This window comes from Pseudomonas sp. NFX15 (assembly GCF_049132105.1).
In the GTDB taxonomy this organism is placed as follows: Bacteria; Pseudomonadota; Gammaproteobacteria; order Pseudomonadales; family Pseudomonadaceae; genus Aquipseudomonas.
On sequence record NZ_JAFMPV010000017.1, the window covers coordinates 49,659 to 68,509 of the forward strand.

Sequence of the window (18,851 nt, forward strand, 5' to 3'; positions counted from 1 at the left end):
TCCGAACACAAGGAGTGGCACTTCTATGGCCAATTACGGCTACATGACCATCACCGGCAAAATGCAGGGACGGATATCGGCGGGCTGTTCAACTCAAGCATCCATTGGCAACAAATGCCAAATCGCCCATGCCAATGAAATCATGGTGCTGTCCTACAGCCACAACATGACCACCATTGGAAACATCAGCCGCCCGACCCACAACCCGCTCGTCATTACTAAAAACGTCGACAAATCCTCCCCCTTGCTCGCCCAAGCCCTCTCAAACCGAGAGGAAATCAGCTGCACCATCAGTTTCTATCGAACCTCAACCTCTGGTTTTGAGGAAAAATTCTTCACGGTTGAAATTGAGGGCGGAATCATTGCCGACTTGACCCTGGACATGCCACACGTCGTCATTCAAAACGATGTTGAACCTCAAGAACACGTGGCCATTCGTTATCGTGAAATCACCTGGAGACACCACTTGGCCAGCACCAGTGGATATGCCTCATGGGGAAATGACGAATGAGCGTATTAAAAGATACCGACGTGCAAAGCAACTGCGACTATTGGGCTGTTTGCAAGGCGGCGGGGAATTTGACCAATCAAGCCTCCACACTCGCCGCCCGACACATTAGCGACGGCACATTGCGCTTGCAGTTCAACAGAGAAGTTGCGTACTACGCGAGAGATATCGTCAATGACGTGGCCAGAGGCAAGAAAAGTGCGGAGCAAGGCCTCAAAGAGATAAAGGAAGAGCAGAGTAGTTTGCTAAGCCAGTCCTGGACGGTCGCTCAAAAGGGCATTGGAGTCGTCGCAGGGGCGCTACAAATTGCAACAGGGGGAGGTATTTGCTACGTGTCTGCCGGCATATTTTGCGTTGCCGCCGGTATACCGATGATGTTCCATGGGGCTAACAATCTGTATGAAAACGGTCGGAACATACTGGAAGAACGGAATGATATAGAAGGGCCACTGAGGAAAGGGTACCAAGGTTTAGCCAAATCACTTAATCGCTCCGAACACGCAGGAAACATCGCGTATGGTGCTGTCGACCTGAGCCTATCTATATATGGCGCTGGACGAATGGTTTTAAAACCTGACTCTTGGCGTTTGTTCAGGCACCTCAGAACTGACTATGTCCGCGCGTATAAAAACTCATCCGCCCCTGCATTTCTGTTGGAGAGAAGCTCGGACGCAATGACGATAGACAACCTGAATGAGCAATGGAAAATGATGAACAGGTGAGTTTTTAACTTCAACCAGGATGACACAATGAACAAACTTATTTATTTCATCAGAATACGGTTATTCCTGATTGCTTGTGCTGGCTTCCACACAATGTGGATCTCATTAGCAATCAGTTATTTCATAGATATTGAGCCGACAATCTTCCAGGCAATGGCAATTATCTGCTTCATTGGTATGTCCGTTTATTTCCTGATCGCATTCCCTAAGAAACTCGAAGAAGCACTTCATGGGAAAGGATAAGAAAAAGCAGGGGCATTCGCTCTGACCCATGGAGAACGCAAGCAGCATCACCTGCTACAGTAGCGGCCACGTCACCCATCGAATAAGGACATTCCTTCTACCGTGGCCGCTTACTCCCCCCTCATCCGCCGCCTGCTGATCTGCTCGCTGACCATCGTCGTCAGCCGCGCCATCACCAGCCCGTTGCTCACCCTGTTCGTCAGCGACAAGCTCGGCCTCAACCAACAGGACGTTGGTTTGTTGCTGGGCATCGCGGTGTTCGTCGCGACCCTACTATCCCTGTATGGCGGCTACATCATCGACCGCTTCGAAAAGCGTCGGCTGCTGATCCTCGCCATGCTATCCAGTGCCATCGGCCTGGTCTTGCTGACGTTTGCACAAAACCTGTACCTGACCACGCTGACCCTGATCGTCAGCGAAACCGCGTCGGCGCTGTTCCTGATCGGCTCGAAAGCGATCCTCAGCGACAACCTTCCGGTGGGCCAGCGTGCAAAGGCGTTTTCCCTGACGTACACCCTGACCAACATCGGCTATGCCGTCGGGCCAATGCTCGGTGTGTTGATCGCGGGGGCCTATACAAGCGCTCCCTTTTTGGTGGCGGCGGCCGTTGCCTTTTTCAGCATGTTCCTGCTGATTGGCATTCCCGGCGACTCGGCCCATATTCCCCGTACTGGCCAGGTGCAGAGTTTCCTAAAGACCCTGATTACACTGAAGAACGACCGCACGCTGATTATGTTCACCGCCGGATGCCTGCTCAGCACCGTGGTGCACGGGCGTTTCACGTTTTACCTGTCGCAATACCTGCTGGTAACCAGCGATGCGAAAAACACCATGGACGTCATGGCCGCCCTGCTCGCCTGCAATGCTATCAGCGTGATCCTCCTTCAGTACCAGGTCGGGCGGTTCCTCAAGCGCGAGCATTTGCGGCAGTGGATTGTGGCCGGCACGGGCCTTTTCATTCTTGGTTTGATCGGTTTTAGCCTGGCCCATAGCCTGGTGAGCTGGTGCGTCGCGATGTTCGTTTTCACCCTCGGGGAAATGATCATTTACCCCGCCGAGTTCCTCTTCGTCGACACCCTGGCCCCGGAGGAACTGCGCGGCAGTTATTACGGCGCGCAAAACCTGGCTGCGCTGGGGGGTGCGTTGAGCCCGGTGATCAGTGGTTTCCTGTTGATGCACACGCCGGCACCGACCATGTTCTATGCCTTGAGTGCACTCGCTGCGGTCGGCGGCTGGTTGTGCTTCATAAGCGGCCGACGCACAACGCAGCAGCAAAATTAATGCACTAAAAGCTCATTAATATGAATTTGTCAGCAGCTTGATTGAGCTGCACACTGTGCCGCGTTCCTCCCCCAACAGTTGGAACACCTTCAAGGGCTTTCTGGGTTTCCCAGCCAAGCCCTTTTTTTGCCTCATTTTTTCTGCCGGAGTTTTTCCGTAATGCTTGCTCGCTGGTTGCCCGCTGCCATCAATACCCGTCCCACTGAATGGAGTCGTGCCGCCATCGGCATGGCCCTGGGGACACTGCTCAGCGTGTGGTTGTGCAGCCTGGTGTTCGGCATCAACGTGGCGCAGCACTTGATCGGCCCGCTCGGGGCGTCGGCGGTGTTGTTGTTTGCCGTGTCTTCGGGTGCGCTCGCCCAACCCTGGTCGATCCTGGGCGGTTATTTGAGTGCCGGCCTGATTGCGTTGCTGGCGGCCCATGTATTGGGCCGAACCTTGGGCAGTGCGTGCCTGGCGGCGGGCATCGCGTTGATGTTGATGTGCTGGCTGCGCTGCCTGCACCCACCGGCCGGGGCATTGGCCCTGACCCTGGTATTGGCCGATCCGGCAACCATTGCCATGGGTTGGCAGGCCATTGAACCGGTGATGCTCGCCGCCGCGACCATGCTGCTGTGCGCCCTGGCGTACAACAACGTGACCCGCGTGCGCTACCCCAAGGGCGCCAGCGAACCGGTGGCCATGATTCCGGCCGATCACCCGCCGGTCGACCGCCAGGCCATCACCGCCGACGACCTGAAACTGGCGCTGGCCGACATGGAGGCGTTCTACGACGTCACCCCTGAAGACCTCGAACAGTTGATCCAGGCCAGCCAGTTGCACGCCAAGCGTCGCAGCGTTGGCGAGGTGCTCGCCCCCCGCTTGTAAGCAAGCGGTGGACGTTGTTTTGCCGCGGCCGGGCGGTTCTGGCATCCTGCGCCTCCATTTTCTGACATGGCCCGCCTTGCGGCACGCAAACCACCATGACCGCCTCCGAAAAAGCCCCTGCTCCGCGCCACAGCGACCTGATCTACGGCCTCGATGATCGCCCGCATCTGACCGCCACCGTCTTCGCGGCCCTGCAACACGTGCTGGCGAGTTTCGTCGGCATCATCACCCCGACGCTGATCATGGGCAGCGCCCTGGGGCTGCAAAGCGAAATCCCCTACCTGATCAGCATGGCGCTGTTCGTCTCCGGCCTGGGCACCTTTGTCCAGGCACGACGCTTCGGCCCGGTGGGTTCCGGCTTGTTGTGCCTACAGGGCACCAGTTTCTCTTTTATCAGCGTGATTCTCAGTGCCGGCTTCATGGTCAAGGCCCGGGGTGGCGGCACCGATGAGATTCTCTCGACCATCTTCGGCGTGTGCTTTTTTGCCGCGTTCATCGAAGTGGTGTTGAGCCAGTTCATCGGCAAACTGCGCATGCTGATTACCCCGGTCGTGACCGGGACGATCATCACGCTCTTGGGCCTGTCGCTGATCAAGGTCGCCATGACCGACATCGCCGGCGGTTTCGGCGCCCCGGACCTCGGTGCGGCGAGTCACTTGGCACTGGCAGCCTTGGTGCTGGGCACCATCGTGGTGTTGAACCGGGTGGACGTGCCGTTTCTGCGCCTTGGCGCGATTGTCATCGGCCTGACCCTCGGCTACGCCGTCGCCTGGTTCATGGGCCAGGTAGATTTCACTAGCCTGCCCGACGTTCCGCTGGTGAGCGTACCGGTGCCGTTCAAGTACGGATTCGCCTTCGATTGGGTGGCGTTCATTCCGGTGGCAGTGATCTTTCTCGTTTCGCCACTGGAGGCCGCCGGTGACCTCACGGCCAACTCGATGATCTCGCGCCAACCGGTGAAAGGCCCGCTGTACCTCCGTCGGATCAAGTCGGGCCTGCTCGCCGATGGTCTCAACTCGGCCATGGCGGCGGTGTTCAACAGCATGCCGATGGTGACCTTCGCCCAGAACAACGGGGTGATCCAGCTCACTGGCGTGGCCAGCCGCTACGTGGCGTTTTTCATTGCCGGTTTGCTGGTGGTGCTGGGCCTGTTCCCGATGATCGGCGCAGTGCTGCAACTGATGCCCAAGCCAGTGCTTGGTGGCGCGGAACTGGTGATGTTCGGCACCGTCGCGGTGGCCGGCATCAAGATTCTCGCCGAGGCTGGCCTGCATCGACGCAACATGCTGATCGTGGCGATTTCCATCGGCATGGGCCTGGGGGTTGCCGCCGTGCCGGAAGTCTTGCGTGAACTGCCCAAGGCCTTGCACAACATTTTCGAATCGCCCATCACCGTCGGCGCACTGTGCGCTATCGTTCTTAATATCTTCCTGCCCGAGGAGTTCATCGAGCTGGAAGAGGACGAATTCGATCCGGAAGCCTCGGTGCTTCAAGTCATGCAGAACCCCGACATGACTGCCAGGGATGAACCCACGAAGGCGACGGTGGTCGCACAGTCAACCCGCTAGACAGGCTCAGGGCTGAGCCGCTGGCGGTTCAGCCCTTTTTCAGTCGAGAGCACGCCCATGCGCTATGTCCACGCGGTCCTGATTTCCCTCCTGTTGTGCCTGAGCGCCTGCTCTTCGCTACCCAATCGCGACCCATTGAAAATCAACGTGGTGGGCGTCGAGCCGCTGCAAGGTGAAGGCATGGAAGTACGCTTTGCCGTGAGAATCCGCGTGCAAAATCCCAATGACAGCGAACTCACCTACAGCGGCGTCGCGTTGGACCTGGACATCAATGGCCAGCCATTCGCCTCCGGCGTCAGCGACGAGCGCGGCACGATAGGGCGCTTCTCCGACACCGTCGTGACGGTGCCGGTCAGCGTTTCGGCGCTTTCAGTGATCCGCCAGACCTACGGCATCAGCCAGATGAAAACCCTGAACAACATGCCCTACGTCTTGCGCGGCAAACTCTCGGGCGGGGTGTTCAACACCATGCGTTTCGTCGATAGTGGCACGCTCAATCTTCCAGGGCCGGTGACTGGCAGCCGTTAAGCAGGTTGCAGCGTCGCTGAATTCACTGCGCTTCATTAAGTATCAGGCTGCGGTAATGCCCCGGATTTGATCCCGACCACTTGCGAAACGCCTTGTAGAACGAACTGGCGTCGGCGAACCCGAGCCGTGTGGCGATCTCGCTGAAGCTGATCGAAGGCTCCGCCAGCCAGACAATCGCCAGTTCCTTGCGCACGCCGTCCTTGAGGCCTTGATAGGTTTGCCCTTCTTCGGACAGGCGCCGGCGCAAGGTCGACGCCGACATGCACAGGCGTTGCGCCAGGGCTTCGGTTTCCGGCCACTGTTCGGCCGGGAGCTGGCGCAAATCGTGTTTGATGCGGCTGGCCAGGCTTTGCGGGTCGCGGTATTTGACCAGGATATTGGCCGGCGCATGCGCCAGGAAGCGCTTGAGTTCCTCGGGGCTGCGCTTGATCGGCAAGTCCAGGCAATCGGCGGAGAAAATCATCCGCGTGCGGGGGCGGTCGAAACGCAGGTTCTCGGAAAACATCACTTGATAGTCATCGCAGAAGTCCGGTGTGGCGCAACGCAATTCGATAGCCAGGATCGGAATCCGTCGCCCTGCCAGCCAACAGGCAACGCCGTGGACGATCATCCAGTAGGTGAAATAGGTAAAGGCTCGACGCGGATCCTTGTCGTCCTCGAGCAGGACGATTTCCGCCAGGCTTTGCTGACGCACCAGTTGCGCCGGCAAGTGTTCGAGGACCAACGACAAAAACGCCAGGCCGCTGACCATTCCTGCCGCGACGTTGGGCTGTAGCATGGTGCTGCGACACAGAAACGCAAAGCTGCCGGACTTGAGCTTGCGCGGGTCCATGCCAAAAAACTCGTCGTCGCCGCGCCGCGCGAGCAATCGCCACAAACGCGCGTAAGCGCTGGCCGGGACGCGGGCGTCGGTGCTGCCTAACAACTGCGGCTCGATGCCTACCTTGCTCAACACCTCATCCGTGGCGATGCCCGGCGCGCAGCTTTGCAGCAGTGCTTCGCGCACTAGCTGAATAGAGATGGTGTCTTTCTCCGACATGGATCGCGGCAAACCCTGTGGTTGTTCGAGTGGTGGGCATATTAGCCGAAACCGCGCGGCTGGCGCGGATCCCTTGTGGGAGATGGCTTGCCAGCGAAGGCGCCGCCAGATCCAACATCAAATTTGCCTGACACACCGCTTTCGCTGGCAAGCCAGCTCCTACAGGGTTGTAGGCGATCTTCAGGATTGTTCAGCTTAGGTTCAGGCAATTGTCAATCAATACCATATGGGAATGAGTGTCATTATGTTACAAATTAGCATCCTCTCTAAATTCGAGTTGTCGCTGAATGCTTGTTCCTTTCCTGATCATGCTGCGCGAAGGTGTCGAGGCCGCGTTGATCGTTGGCATCATCGCCAGTTACCTCAAACAGACCGGCCGCGGCCAATGGCTGCCGGCGATGTGGATCGGCGTGTTCCTGGCCGTGACCCTCGCCTTGTTGGTGGGCGGTGGCCTGGAACTGGTCAGCGCCGAGTTTCCGCAGAAACAACAAGAGCTGTTTGAAGGCGTTGTCGGCCTGGTCGCCGTGGGCATTCTCAGTTCCATGGTGTTCTGGATGCGCAAGGTGGCGCGTTCAATCAAGCATTCATTGCATCAATCCCTCGACCAGGCGCTGACCGGTTCCGGGCACCAGGTGATCGCCCTGATCGCCATGGTGTTTTTCGCCGTGGCTCGTGAAGGCCTGGAAACCGTGTTTTTCCTGCTTGCCGTCTTCCAGCAGAGCGAAGGTGCGGCGGCACCGATTGGCGCCCTGCTCGGCCTGGTCCTGGCGATTGTCATCGGCTTTTTGATCTACAGCGGCAGCCTGCGCCTGAACCTCTCGGCGTTTTTCCGCTGGACCGGCCTGTTCATCCTCGTGGTGGCGGCCGGCATTCTTTCCAACTCCGCGCAGGCGTTGCATGAAGCCGGGCTGTGGAATCACCTGCAAACCGTGCTGTTCGATTTCAGCGCGACGCTGCCGATGGACGGCCCGCTGGGTTCGGTGCTGGCCGGCATGTTCGGCTACCAGGATGCCCCGACCGTCAGCACCCTGGGTGCCTACCTGATCTATCTGCTGGTGGCGCTGGCGATGTTTTTCTCGCCGGCCGGCGCGCCTGCCAAGCAACCTTCTTCCGCTTCCAGCCAGTAAGGGCAACCATGCCAAATCAAGCCCCCACCCAGGCTTCCCCTCCCCGCGCCTTGCGCTGGGCGGTGGCCGGCTCGGTGATCGTGATGATCGCCGCCGGCGGCCTGTTCTACTACGCCTCGAAAATGGCTGCGGCCAAACGCCAGGCCAACCACGATGAAGTGCTGGTGACGATCCACCCGCACAGCTGCGAACCCAATGCGCTCACCGTTCCGGCCGGTCGCGCCAGCTTCCGTATCGTCAACCGCTCCGACCGCGCAGTCGAATGGGAAATCCTCGACGGCGTGCTGGTGATCGAAGAACGGGAAAACATCGCTCCCGGTTTGAGCCAGGTGATCAACGCCAACCTGCAACCCGGCGACTACACCATCACCTGCGGCTTGCTCAGCAACCCGCGCGGCACACTGCATGTGACGCCAACAGCCGCCTCCGACGCCGCGGCCAAAGCCAAGCCGTCGATGATCGCATTTGTAGGACCGCTGTCGGAATTTCGCGTGTACTTGAGCAGCCAGGGCAACTCGCTGATCAAGGCCGTCACCGCACTGCAACAGGCCATCGAATCTGGCGACCTGAGCCAGGCGCAAGCCTTGTATGCGCCGGCACGTGCCGCGTATCAGCGTGTGGCACCGGCCGCGCAACGCCTGGCGGAACTGGATAACAGCATCAACGCCCGCGCCGATTATTTCGAACAACGCGAGCAGGATCCGGACTTCGCCGGTTTCCACCGTCTGGAATACGCGTTGTTCCAACAGCGCAATCTGCAAGGCCTGGCGCCCATTGCCCGACGCCTGCTGACAGACGTCACCACGCTCAAACAACAGCTGCTGGCCCAGTCGCTGCCTCCAGAACAACTGGTCAGCATCATGGTGCGCAACCTCAATAGCATTGCCGATGTGCGCGCCAGCAGCGGCGAAGAGGAACGCTACAGCCGTACCGACCTGAACGGCTTCGCGGCCAACCTGGAGGCCACCCGCAAAGTCATCGACCTGCTGCGCCCGTTGCTCAGCAAATCCGCCGGCCAACTGCTGCCAACCCTCGACAGCGCGCTCAACGCTTTCGAGGCCGAACTCAATGGCTTCAAGGTTGGCGACGGTTATGCCAGCTACGACAGTGTCAGCGCCGAGCAGCGCAAGCAGATCGCCGACAAGGCCAGGGCACTGGCCGCCGCACTCGATGGAATCGATCCCGCCCTTGGCCTTTCCGGCCTGTAAGCAGAAGACGCAAACCGATGAACGATTCAGAACAATTCAACCTCCAGCGCCGCCGCGTGCTGATGGGCATGGGCGCCGCCGGTGTGGCCCTGGCGGGTTCGGCGCTGAGCTGCCCGGCCATGGCCGCCAGCCCCGCGCAAGTCACCGAAGCGCCGAGCAGCGACAAGACTGGCGACCGTCATCCGTTCCATGGTCAGCATCAGGCCGGCATAGTCACGCCGCGCCCGGCGTCCGGCATGCTGGTGGCGTTCGATGTATTGGCCAGCGACCGTGAAGACCTCGAGCGCCTGTTTCGCACCCTGAACCAGCGCATCGCGTTCCTGATGCAAGGCGGCCCGGTCACCCAACTCGATCCGAAGCTGCCTCCGGTGGATTCGGGCATTCTCGGCCCGATCGTGACCCCGGATAACCTGACCATCACCGTGTCCGTGGGCGAGTCGCTGTTCGACGAACGCTTCGGCCTGGCCGACACCAAGCCCAAGCGCCTGACGCGCATGGTCGGCTTCCCCAACGATGCGCTGGAAGCCGATTGCTGCCACGGTGACTTGAGCATCCAGTTCTGCGCCAACACCACCGACACCAACATCCACGCCCTGCGCGACATCGTGAAAAACCTGCCGGACTTGCTGCTGGTGCGCTGGAAACAGGAAGGCAGCGTGCCGCCACAGGCCCCGGCCAAACCCGGTGTGCCGGCACAGAGTGCGCGCAATTTCCTCGGTTTTCGCGACGGCTCGGCCAACCCCGACTCCAACGACTCCAAGGCCATGGACAGCATCGTCTGGGTCCAGCCCGGCAGTGATGAGCCGGCATGGGCCGCCCACGGCAGTTACCAGGCGGTGCGGGTCATTCGCAACTACGTCGAACGCTGGGACCGCACGCCGTTGCAGGAACAGGAAAGCATTCTCGGGCGGGTCAAAAGCACCGGTGCGCCCATGGGCGGCAGCCATGAGAGCCAAGTGCCGGACTACAGCAAAGACCCGCAAGGCAAGCTGACCCGGCTCGACGCGCACATTCGCCTGGCCAACCCGCGCACCGCTGCGAGCCGGGCCAACTTGATCCTGCGTCGCCCGTTCAACTACTCCAACGGCGTGAACAAAAATGGCCAGCTCGACATGGGCCTGTTGTTCATCTGCTACCAGGCCGATCTGGAGAAAGGCTTCATCACCGTGCAAACCCGGCTCAATGGCGAACCGCTGGAGGAGTACCTCAAGCCCGTCGGCGGTGGCTATTTCTTCACCTTGCCCGGGGTGACCGGCGACCAGGACTTCATCGGTCGCACATTGCTCCAGGCCACAGCCGTTTCTGCAAAACCCAAAACGACTGTTTAACAACCACAACAACCCTCGCGGAACCGTCCCATGAAGAAGTCGCCCCTCGCGTTACTGCTGACCCTTGGCTTGCTCAACACTCCGTTTTCGGCTTTCGCGGCAACCGCGCCGCTGGACCTGGTGGGGCCGGTCTCGGACTACAAGATCTACGTCACCGAGCAACTGGATGAACTGGCCAGCCACACCCAGCAATTCACCGACGCCGTGAAAAAAGGCGACCTGGCCACCGCGCAAAAACTCTACGCGCCGACCCGCGTCTACTACGAGTCGATCGAGCCGATTGCCGAGCTGTTCAGTGACCTGGACGCGTCCATCGACTCCCGCGTCGACGATCATGAGAAAGGCGTGAAAGCCGAGGATTTCACCGGTTTCCACCGCATCGAGTATTCGCTGTTCTCGGAAAAGAGCACCAAGGACCTGGGTGAGCTGGCCGATGGCCTGAACAAAGACGTGAAGGACCTGCAAACCCGCGTTGCCGGCCTGACCTTCCCGCCGGAGAAAGTCGTGGGCGGCGCTGCTGCACTGCTCGAAGAAGTGGCGAAGACCAAGATCTCCGGTGAAGAAGACCGCTACAGCCACACCGACCTCTACGACTTCCAGGGCAACGTCGACGGCGCGAAGAAAATCGTCGACCTGTTCCGTCCGCAGATCCAGAAACAGGACGCGGCGTTCGTAGCGAAAGTCGACAAGAACTTTGCCAGCGTGGAAAAGATCCTGGCCAAGTACAAGACCAAGGACGGTGGTTTTGAAACTTACGACAAAGTGAAGGACGCTGACCGAAAAGCGCTGATCGGCCCGGTCAATACACTGGCGGAAGACTTGTCGACGCTGCGTGGCAAGCTCGGTCTGAACTGATTGTTCAGCGTCTGAGCGGCACTCTTCGCTGGCAAGCCAGCCCCCACAGGTTATTCGTAAATATCCTGTAGGAGCTGGCTTGCCAGCGAAGCTTTTTCTCGCCTTAAAGAATGCGGTAGAGCAAGCGCTCGATCCGCACGCGACTCACGCGCTTGAGGAACTTGGCGACGCCCATCGGGTAGTCGGCAAGGGTTTCCAGGTTCTGGAAATGCTCGATACGCCGGGTGTGCTGGAAAATTTCCGCCAGCTCCTGACCACGCGGCTCCCGCCACTCACCGAGCGGGTCGTCGATCAGCAAGGCGTTTTCCAGATCGAGCCGGAACGCCCGCGGGTTGAGGTTGTTGCCAGTCAGCAAGGTGTAGCGCTGATCGACCCACATGCCCTTGAGGTGATAGCTGTTCTCACCGTCACGCCACAGGTGCAGGTTCAACTGGCCACTGTCGATGTTGCGCTGATGCCGTTTGGCAAACCGGCGCAGGCTGATTTCGTACAGGTACGGCAGCGCCGAAATGACCCGGAACGGTTCGCTTGGCGCAATGTAGAAGTCATTGGCCGTCTTGTCGCCGACCACGATGTCGATCTTCACCCCACGGGCCAAGGCGCGGTTGATCTCGCGGATGATCGCCAGCGGCAGGTTGAAGTATGGCGTGCAGATGGTTAGCTGCTGCCGGGCGCTGGCGATCAGCTCGCAGATCACTCGGTTCAGTGGATTGTTCTTGCCGACGCCGAGCAACGGGCTGACAGACAAACCGTTCCTGTCGATGGTGCCGCGCGTGGTGTCGTACGCCGCGTGTTTGAGGCGGCTACGCAGGTCGCCGATGTCATTGCGCAGGCTGCGGGTGGTCGGCAGGTTCGGCAGGTCGAGGCGATGGACCGCTTTGGAAGCCACCAGGCCGTGTTGCACCAGGTGCTGCATGGAGTCGGCCAATTCACGGTTGTGCAGCAGGTGATAGCGGTCGTAGCGGTACTTGTCGAACTTGTGCAGATAGACGTTGTTCAGGCTCGCGCCGCTGTAGATCACGCAGTCATCGATGATGAAACCTTTGAGGTGCAACACACCGAACAGCTCGCGGGTCTGTACCGGCACGCCATAGATCGGCACTTCGCTGGCATGCGTGCGGGTCATGTCCTGATACCAGGCGGAGTTGCCCGGTTGCTTGCCGGCACCGATCAGGCCGCGCTGCGCGCGCAACCAGTCAACCACGACCACCACGTCCAGTTCCGGACGCGCCAGCTTGGCCGCGTGCAAGGCATCGAGGATTTCCTGGCCGGCTTCATCCTGTTGCAGGTACAGCGCAACGATGTAGATGCGCCGGGTCGCGCTGGCGATTTTCTCCAGCAGGCAACGACGGAATTCGGCAGCGCCAGAGAGGATGCTGACGGCATCGGCGGTCAGCGGAAAACTGCGCAGTTTGGGCAGCAGGGAGCGTTTGAAAAGCGACGGCATAGGGCTCGCAATGGGTCGAATCCGAAGAACCCGAGAGCTTACACCATCGATGGGGTCGGGTCTTGTGGGTGTGTATCCTGGCGCCTTCGCTGGCAAGCCAGCTCCTACAGAAAATTTACGCTCCCCTGTAGGAGCTGGCTTGCCAGCGAAGACCCTCTATCAGTCGCTACAAAATTTAAATTGAACATGAAGAACGATCGTTCTACTGTATCCGACATGAACGAAACCACAAACAACGAAACCCGCGACATCATTATGAATGTCACCGAAAAATTGATCTACAAAAGTGGCATCGCCGCCACCGGCATGGATCGCCTGGTAAAAACCGCCGGTGTCTCCAGAAAAAGCATCTACCGCTACTTCGCCAACAAAGACGAACTGGTCCTGGCCGCCCTGCAACGCCGCGACCAGCGCTGGATGCACTGGTATAAAACTGAAGTCGGGCGAGCCGAAACCTCCGCTGGCCGATTGCTCAACCTGTTTACCGTGCTCAAGTCGTGGTTTGAATCCGAAGGCTTTCGCGGCTGCGCGTTCATCAACACCAGCGGCGAAACCGGCAACCCGCAAGACCCCGTGCGCCTGTTGGCGAAAGAGCATAAACAGAAGCTGCTCGACTACCTGTATGAGCTATGCACCGAACATGGCGCACACGATCCCCAGACGCTGGCCCGTCAACTGCTGATCCTGATCGATGGAGCCATTACCGTGGCATTGGTCATGGGCGACCACAGTGCCGCCGATAACGCGCAATGCATGGCGCGAACCTTGTTGGACCTGTAGCCATTAATCCCGCTCGACAACTTGCTTGAACGTTAACTTGATACGGAGAGATGAAATGTCTGATACCGAAGTTCGTCCGCCACTGCCCCCGTTCACCCGTGAATCGGCTATTGAAAAAATTCGCCTGGCCGAAGATGGCTGGAACTCCCGCGACCCGGCGCGCGTGTCCCTGGCCTACACCCTCGACACAAAATGGCGCAACCGCGCCGAGTTCGCCAACAACCGCGAGGAAGCCAAGGCATTCCTGACCCGCAAATGGGCCAAGGAACTGGACTATCGGCTGATCAAGGAGCTCTGGGCCTTCACCGATAACCGCATTGCCGTGCGTTATGCCTATGAATGGCACGACGATTCGGGCAACTGGTTTCGCTCCTACGGCAACGAAAACTGGGAATTCAACGAAGACGGCCTGATGGCCCGCCGCTTCGCGTGCATCAACGACCTGCCAATAAAAGAAAGCGAACGCACATTCCATTGGCCCTTGGGCCGCCGCCCTGACGATCACCCGGGCCTGTCGGACCTTGGCCTGTAAACACATCATATTTGTAGGAGCAGGCTTGCCAGCGAAGGCCATCTGCCTGATACACCGTGCCATGGCGTTCGCGAGCAAGCTTGCTCCTACAGCTTGCGGTGGCCAGCCGCAGCCAGCGAAGGCGTCGTCAATTCCTGCATCCATGTTGGTTGACACACCGCTTTCGCTGGCAAGCCAGCGCCTACAATGGTGTTGTGTTGTACAGATGAGTAAGATGTCGCCCCTTCCCCGCAGCCCTTTTTTTGCACCCGCCGAATAAGCCGATCCCATGCCTTTCGAACTCAGCGTTGACCTCTCCACCCTGGCCATCCTGGCACTTGTCGCCTTTGTTGCCGGTTTCATCGATGCCATCGCCGGCGGTGGCGGCCTGTTGACCACCCCTGCACTGTTGACCGCCGGCCTGCCGCCGCACCTGGTGCTGGGCACCAACAAGCTCAGTTCGACCTTCGGCTCGGCGACGGCCAGCTTTACCTTTTACCGACGCAAGCTGTTCCACCCGGCGCAGTGGGTGCATGCGATCGTCGGCACCCTGGTCGGGGCATTGGCCGGCGCCATCGTCGCACATTACCTGCCGGCCGAATGGCTGAACAAAATGTTGCCGGTGATCGTCTTTGCCTGCGGTATTTACCTGTTGTTTGGCGGCACGCCGAAAGCGCCGCTGGACAGCGACGCACCGATCAAGAAAAAGTGGCAATCGACCCAAGGCTTCAGCCTCGGTTTCTATGACGGTGTGGCTGGTCCCGGCACGGGCGCGTTCTGGACCGTCAGCAGCCTGCTGCTCTACCCCATCGATCTGGTAAAGGCCAGCGGCGTGGCACGCAGCATGAACTTCGTCAGCAACGCGGCGGCGCTGTCGGTGTTCATCTTTTCCGGTCAGGTGGACTGGATCATCGGCCTGAGCATGGGCTCGTCGTTGATGGTTGGCGCATTCTTCGGCGCTCGCACCGCCATCAGCGGCGGTGCGAAGTTCATTCGCCCGGTGTTCATCACCGTGGTACTGGCGTTGACGGTGCGGCTAGCCTGGCAGCACTGGTTCAGCGTGGCCTAAACGGCGCGCCACGTAGACGTCGATCAGATAACGGGCAATCGAGCGTGACGCCGGCAACGGCGGCAGCGCGTGCACGTTGAACCACTGGGCGTCCTCGATCTCGTCTTCCTGGCAGACGATTTCACCCCCGGCATATTCGGCGTGGAACCCGAGCATCATCGAGTGCGGGAACGGCCAGCACTGACTGCCCAGGTACTGGATGTTCTTGACCTCGATGCTGACCTCTTCGCGCACTTCGCGAATCAGGCAATCCTCGGCCGATTCGCCCGGCTCGGCAAACCCGGCCAGGGTGCTGTAGACCCCGGCCACAAAGCGCGGCGAACGCCCCAAAAGGATCTCATCGCCGCGGGTCACCAGCACGATCATGCTCGGTGAAATCCGCGGGTAATAACGCAGATCGCACGGCTCGCAGTACATCGCTCGCTCACCCGGCACCTGATGGGTCGCCTGCCCGCAATTGCCGCAAAAACGGTGCTCGCGAGCCCAGGTGCCGATTTGAGCAGCGTAACCGAGCACCTTGTAGACCGTGTGATCGCCTTCGAGCATGAACGCCCGCAGGCCTTTCCAGTTGCAACCCGGCACCTCGCTGGCACTGCGCAGCTCCAGCAGGTAGACCGGCTCGCCATCCAGGTGACCGATGCCATGCTCGGCGATAATCGACAGGTCTTGTCCCTTTAACCAATGGCGAGGAAACAGTGCGCCGTTGTCATCGAACAGAAAGCCTTCGGGGCTGCGCGCAACGGCCCAGCCGCCGGGTTGATCGGTGTCCAGTACTGCGGTGGTCCAGCGAGGAATCATGGTTAATCAATCCAGAAATTCAGGTTTCTGTTTGCTCATGTGGGCGGCCATGGCCACGCGCAGATCGGTGGATTGCAGCATGGCGGCGTTCCAGGTAGCGATGTATTCGAGGCCGTCGTCAATGCGATGGTCACGCATGTAGCTGATCATCTCCTTGGTGCCGGTGATCGCAATCGGCGACTTGCTGGCGATTTCGCGGGCGATGCCCATGACGCCGTCGAGCAAGCTGGCATTATCGCTGTAGACGCGATTGACCAGGCCCATGCCGCGTGCTTCTTGTGCACCAAAGGTGCGGCCAGTGTAAGCCAGTTCACGCAGCATGCCGTCACCGATGATGCGCGGCAAGCGCTGCAACGTACCGACGTCGGCGGCCATGCCGATGTCGATTTCCTTGATCGAGAACTGTGCACCTTCCGCGGCGTAGCGCATGTCGCACGCGGCAATCAGGTCGATGGCGCCGCCCAGGCAATAGCCCTGAATCGCCGCGAGCACTGGTTTGCGGCAGTTATCGACCGCATTGAACGACGCTTGCAGGTTGAGGATCTTGCGCCGCAACAGGCGTGCATTGCGGCCGACATCCTTGCCCAATTCATTAGCCACGCCGGCCAGCATCATCAGATCGATACCCGAAGAAAAATGCTTGCCTGCCCCACTGAGCACCACTACACGCACTTCGTCGGTGTCGTCGATCCACTGGAAAATCTCGACGATCTCGCTCCAGAACGCCGCGTTCATCGCGTTAATCTTCTCCGGACGGTTGATCTGCACATGGGCAATTTTGTCGACCAGTTCGACATTGAACGCGGTGTACTGAGACATGCGAATGATCCTTTACCGGGCAAAAAAGAGGCCCGAACTATACCAAGGCATCCAGCTCGACAGTAAGGCCGTGGTTCGGCCAAATCCGGGACCGGGCACTCACGCACCACAATAGTGCAGCCACGAAAAAACGCGTCGCACACTTATGTGACTGGCGGGTGACGTTTTGAGGCTCCAATTGCAAAAAAACATGCACTTCGTCGGAGCATTCGCCCCCCGATCAGGCACGTCCGTTCCGTTGCAAACCGATTGTCGAACAATTTTGCCATCCGCGCTTTACCGCTCTAAGTTCTGGCCTAGACTCATTTTCTCGAGGCGAAACCGGTCGGTCATAAAGTGAAAAAATAGTCGAAACTTTTGCGGTTACTGATCGGTCCTTTGAAAAGAAGGTGCGTTACGACTGGTGCAATCTTTGCAACGGCTCATTCACCCACTCTGCTTCAGCGCATTAGCGCTTGCTCACTGATGCGTAGCGCGTTTGCGCCCGGCCACGGGAATTGGCCATGGAACACCGTTTGCCAGACCTAAGAACTAGATCAATAGCACGGGAGATTCAGATGATCAGTACGGCTTTAGAAATACACGGAGAGCGTGCTCATCAGGTCGGCGAATCGAGCGCCGTTACTGCCGCCAGTGCCCAACCGATCAACGTTTCAGGCACCAAGACGCTGGCCCCGGTCAGTCACCAGAACCCCAACCGCAAGAAAGTCTTGTTCGTCACCTCCGAAATTGCCGACCTGGTGAAAACCGGTGGGCTGGGCGACGTGTCCGCGGCCCTGCCACGGGCCATGGCCCACTTGCACGATGTGCGGGTGCTGATCCCCGGTTATCCGCAGGTGCTGCACAGCGAAAACCCGATTCACATCATCGGCGAACTCGGCGGCCACGCGGCGCTGCCACCGTGCAAGATCGGGCGCATGGACATGCCTGACGGTTTGGTCATCTACGTACTGATCTGCCCCGAACTCTACGAGCGCGAAGGTTCGCCCTACGGCGCCAACAATGGTCGCGACTGGCCGGACAACCATATCCGCTTCGCCCGGCTGGGCCTCGCGGCTGCCGACATCGCCGCCAACCTGGCGCAGATTCACTGGTGCCCGGACCTGGTGCACGCCCACGACTGGCCGGCCGGCCTGGCCCCGGCCTATATGCACTGGCGCGGGCAGCGTACGCCGACCCTGTTCACCATCCATAACCTGGCTTATCAAGGCGTGACCAGCCTCGGTTCGTGCCCCGAACTGGGTATTCCTCATCACGCGCTGCAACAGGAAGGCATGGAGTTCTACGGCAAGATGTCGTTCCTCAAGGCCGGCATGGCCTATTCGAGCCACATCACCACGGTCAGCGCGACCTACGCCCAGGAAATCACCACCCCGGATTTCGGCTGCGGCCTCGACGGTTTCCTGGCCGCCAAGACCCAGCAAGGCTTGCTCAGCGGGATTCCCAACGGCATCGATGAAAGCTGGGATGCGGCGACCGACCCGCACCTGTTCTGCCCGTTCGGCATCGGCGATTGGGACGGCAAAGCGATGAACGCCGCCCATGTCCGTGAACTGTTCGGCCTGGAAGAATCCGCGGGCCCACTGTTTGCGGTGGTCTCGCGGCTGGTGTATCAAAAGGGCCTGGACCTGACCGAAGCGGTCTCCGAATACATCGTCAAATCCGGTGGTCAGATCGCGATCATCGGTCGTGGCGAGCCGGAAGAAGAACAGTCGATGCGTGAACTGGCCCTGCGTTTCCCCGGGCAGATCGGCGTGCGCATCGGCTTCAACGAAACCGATGCCCGGCGCATGTTTGCCGGCAGCGACTTCCTGCTCATGCCATCGCGTTATGAACCCTGTGGGCTGAGCCAGATGTACGCCCAACGCTTCGGCTCGTTGCCAGTGGCACGCAACACCGGCGGCCTGGCCGATACCATCGAAAACGGCGTGACCGGCTTCCTGTTCGATGAATCCACTGTCGAAAGCTATCAGGAAGCCCTGAGCCGCGCGTTCAAGGTGTTCGCCTTCCCTGACCTGCTGCACGCCATGCGCAGCCGAGCCATGGCCGCGCCATTCAACTGGTGCAAGGCGGTCGAACCCTACGCCGAGCTTTATGAGCAACTGGTGGCTAAAGCACTGGGGAAGTCGAACAAGAACAAACAGTAAGAGGCT

General features: G+C 59.5%; 18 protein-coding genes. 14 read left to right on the top strand and 4 right to left on the bottom strand.

Going from position 1 to position 18,851, the window contains the following annotated elements:
• Positions 1-25 precede the first annotated feature (25 nt).
• From J1D76_RS18250 to J1D76_RS18275, 6 genes are all read left to right on the top strand, one after another.
• Positions 26-511, top strand: coding sequence for an Hcp family type VI secretion system effector (locus tag J1D76_RS18250; protein WP_421139661.1), 486 nt, complete (start codon positions 26-28; stop codon positions 509-511).
• Positions 508-1,230: a DUF4225 domain-containing protein gene (locus J1D76_RS18255; RefSeq protein WP_421139663.1), complete on the top strand. Its 723-nt coding sequence runs from the start codon at positions 508-510 to the stop codon at positions 1,228-1,230. The genes J1D76_RS18250 and J1D76_RS18255 overlap by 4 nt, the downstream gene beginning before the upstream one ends.
• Positions 1,231-1,575: 345 nt before the next feature.
• Positions 1,576-2,754 (top strand): MFS transporter, encoded by a 1,179-nt coding sequence (locus tag J1D76_RS18260; protein ID WP_421139664.1) that lies wholly within the window; start codon positions 1,576-1,578, stop codon positions 2,752-2,754.
• A gap of 159 nt (positions 2,755-2,913) precedes the next feature.
• Complete coding sequence (locus J1D76_RS18265; protein WP_421139665.1) at positions 2,914-3,621, top strand: HPP family protein; 708 nt, start codon at positions 2,914-2,916, stop codon at positions 3,619-3,621.
• Between the two features lie 95 nt (positions 3,622-3,716).
• A complete protein-coding gene (locus J1D76_RS18270) occupies positions 3,717-5,189 on the top strand; it encodes a nucleobase:cation symporter-2 family protein (protein WP_421139666.1) in 1,473 nt (490 codons plus the stop codon).
• A gap of 57 nt (positions 5,190-5,246) precedes the next feature.
• Positions 5,247-5,717, top strand: a complete 471-nt coding sequence (locus J1D76_RS18275) for an LEA type 2 family protein (protein WP_421139667.1) — start codon at positions 5,247-5,249, stop codon at positions 5,715-5,717.
• Between the two features lie 22 nt (positions 5,718-5,739).
• On the opposite strand, the gene J1D76_RS18280 is transcribed toward J1D76_RS18275, so the two are convergent.
• Complete coding sequence (locus J1D76_RS18280) at positions 5,740-6,756, bottom strand: AraC family transcriptional regulator (RefSeq protein WP_421139668.1); 1,017 nt, start codon at positions 6,754-6,756, stop codon at positions 5,740-5,742.
• Positions 6,757-7,043: 287 nt separating this feature from the next.
• On the opposite strand from J1D76_RS18280, the gene efeU reads away from it, so the two are divergent.
• From efeU to efeO (J1D76_RS18300), 4 genes are read left to right on the top strand one after another with little or no spacing between them, the layout of a single operon-like run.
• On the top strand, positions 7,044-7,883 hold the full coding sequence (efeU, locus tag J1D76_RS18285; RefSeq protein ID WP_421139669.1) for an iron uptake transporter permease EfeU: 840 nt from the start codon (positions 7,044-7,046) through the stop codon (positions 7,881-7,883).
• An 8-nt stretch (positions 7,884-7,891) separates the two neighbouring features.
• Complete coding sequence (gene efeO / locus J1D76_RS18290) at positions 7,892-9,091, top strand: iron uptake system protein EfeO (protein WP_421139670.1); 1,200 nt, start codon at positions 7,892-7,894, stop codon at positions 9,089-9,091.
• Between the two features lie 17 nt (positions 9,092-9,108).
• Entirely contained in the window at positions 9,109-10,419 is a 1,311-nt protein-coding gene (gene efeB / locus J1D76_RS18295) for an iron uptake transporter deferrochelatase/peroxidase subunit (protein WP_421139672.1), read from the top strand.
• 30 nt (positions 10,420-10,449) lie between these two features.
• Positions 10,450-11,274, top strand: coding sequence for an iron uptake system protein EfeO (efeO, locus tag J1D76_RS18300; RefSeq protein WP_421139673.1), 825 nt, complete (start codon positions 10,450-10,452; stop codon positions 11,272-11,274).
• Positions 11,275-11,377: 103 nt separating this feature from the next.
• Here the strand turns inward: efeO (J1D76_RS18300) and pssA are convergent, their stop codons facing one another.
• The gene (pssA, locus tag J1D76_RS18305; protein ID WP_421139674.1) at positions 11,378-12,721 is read right to left on the bottom strand and encodes a CDP-diacylglycerol--serine O-phosphatidyltransferase; all 1,344 of its coding nucleotides are present in this window, start codon (positions 12,719-12,721) and stop codon (positions 11,378-11,380) included.
• Between the two features lie 216 nt (positions 12,722-12,937).
• Between pssA and J1D76_RS18310 the strand changes: the two genes are divergently transcribed.
• The 3 genes from J1D76_RS18310 to J1D76_RS18320 all read left to right on the top strand — a co-directional run bounded on the left by J1D76_RS18310 (position 12,938) and on the right by J1D76_RS18320 (position 15,081).
• On the top strand, positions 12,938-13,501 hold the full coding sequence (locus J1D76_RS18310; protein WP_421139675.1) for a TetR/AcrR family transcriptional regulator: 564 nt from the start codon (positions 12,938-12,940) through the stop codon (positions 13,499-13,501).
• 55 nt (positions 13,502-13,556) lie between these two features.
• Complete coding sequence (locus J1D76_RS18315) at positions 13,557-14,033, top strand: DUF1348 family protein (RefSeq protein ID WP_421139676.1); 477 nt, start codon at positions 13,557-13,559, stop codon at positions 14,031-14,033.
• Between the two features lie 268 nt (positions 14,034-14,301).
• Positions 14,302-15,081 (top strand): TSUP family transporter, encoded by a 780-nt coding sequence (locus J1D76_RS18320; RefSeq protein ID WP_421139677.1) that lies wholly within the window; start codon positions 14,302-14,304, stop codon positions 15,079-15,081.
• Here the strand turns inward: J1D76_RS18320 and nudC are convergent.
• Both nudC and J1D76_RS18330 read right to left on the bottom strand, forming a co-directional pair.
• On the bottom strand, positions 15,049-15,879 hold the full coding sequence (gene nudC, locus J1D76_RS18325; protein WP_421139678.1) for an NAD(+) diphosphatase: 831 nt from the start codon (positions 15,877-15,879) through the stop codon (positions 15,049-15,051). The genes J1D76_RS18320 and nudC overlap by 33 nt on opposite strands.
• A gap of 6 nt (positions 15,880-15,885) precedes the next feature.
• A complete protein-coding gene (locus J1D76_RS18330) occupies positions 15,886-16,698 on the bottom strand; it encodes a crotonase/enoyl-CoA hydratase family protein (protein ID WP_421139679.1) in 813 nt (270 codons plus the stop codon).
• Between the two features lie 557 nt (positions 16,699-17,255).
• Between J1D76_RS18330 and glgA the strand changes: the two genes are divergently transcribed.
• Positions 17,256-18,845 (top strand): glycogen synthase GlgA, encoded by a 1,590-nt coding sequence (gene glgA, locus J1D76_RS18335; protein ID WP_421139680.1) that lies wholly within the window; start codon positions 17,256-17,258, stop codon positions 18,843-18,845.
• Positions 18,846-18,851: the final 6 nt, after the last annotated feature.

What these genes read in the sequence shown, in the direction of transcription:
- J1D76_RS18280 (WP_421139668.1), bottom strand. Translation starts at nt 6,756, where the DNA reads ATGTCGGAGAAAGACACCATCTCTATTCAGCTAGTGCGCGAAGCACTG.
- J1D76_RS18315 (WP_421139676.1), top strand. Translation starts at nt 13,557, where the DNA reads ATGTCTGATACCGAAGTTCGTCCGCCACTGCCCCCGTTCACCCGTGAA.
- J1D76_RS18265 (WP_421139665.1), top strand. Translation starts at nt 2,914, where the DNA reads ATGCTTGCTCGCTGGTTGCCCGCTGCCATCAATACCCGTCCCACTGAA.
- glgA (WP_421139680.1), top strand. Translation starts at nt 17,256, where the DNA reads ATGATCAGTACGGCTTTAGAAATACACGGAGAGCGTGCTCATCAGGTC.
- efeO (WP_421139673.1), top strand. Translation starts at nt 10,450, where the DNA reads ATGAAGAAGTCGCCCCTCGCGTTACTGCTGACCCTTGGCTTGCTCAAC.
- efeB (WP_421139672.1), top strand. Translation starts at nt 9,109, where the DNA reads ATGAACGATTCAGAACAATTCAACCTCCAGCGCCGCCGCGTGCTGATG.
- efeO (WP_421139670.1), top strand. Translation starts at nt 7,892, where the DNA reads ATGCCAAATCAAGCCCCCACCCAGGCTTCCCCTCCCCGCGCCTTGCGC.
- J1D76_RS18310 (WP_421139675.1), top strand. Translation starts at nt 12,938, where the DNA reads ATGAACGAAACCACAAACAACGAAACCCGCGACATCATTATGAATGTC.
- efeU (WP_421139669.1), top strand. Translation starts at nt 7,044, where the DNA reads ATGCTTGTTCCTTTCCTGATCATGCTGCGCGAAGGTGTCGAGGCCGCG.
- J1D76_RS18275 (WP_421139667.1), top strand. Translation starts at nt 5,247, where the DNA reads ATGCGCTATGTCCACGCGGTCCTGATTTCCCTCCTGTTGTGCCTGAGC.
- J1D76_RS18330 (WP_421139679.1), bottom strand. Translation starts at nt 16,698, where the DNA reads ATGTCTCAGTACACCGCGTTCAATGTCGAACTGGTCGACAAAATTGCC.
- J1D76_RS18255 (WP_421139663.1), top strand. Translation starts at nt 508, where the DNA reads ATGAGCGTATTAAAAGATACCGACGTGCAAAGCAACTGCGACTATTGG.
- pssA (WP_421139674.1), bottom strand. Translation starts at nt 12,721, where the DNA reads ATGCCGTCGCTTTTCAAACGCTCCCTGCTGCCCAAACTGCGCAGTTTT.
- J1D76_RS18270 (WP_421139666.1), top strand. Translation starts at nt 3,717, where the DNA reads ATGACCGCCTCCGAAAAAGCCCCTGCTCCGCGCCACAGCGACCTGATC.
- nudC (WP_421139678.1), bottom strand. Translation starts at nt 15,879, where the DNA reads ATGATTCCTCGCTGGACCACCGCAGTACTGGACACCGATCAACCCGGC.
- J1D76_RS18320 (WP_421139677.1), top strand. Translation starts at nt 14,302, where the DNA reads ATGCCTTTCGAACTCAGCGTTGACCTCTCCACCCTGGCCATCCTGGCA.
- J1D76_RS18250 (WP_421139661.1), top strand. Translation starts at nt 26, where the DNA reads ATGGCCAATTACGGCTACATGACCATCACCGGCAAAATGCAGGGACGG.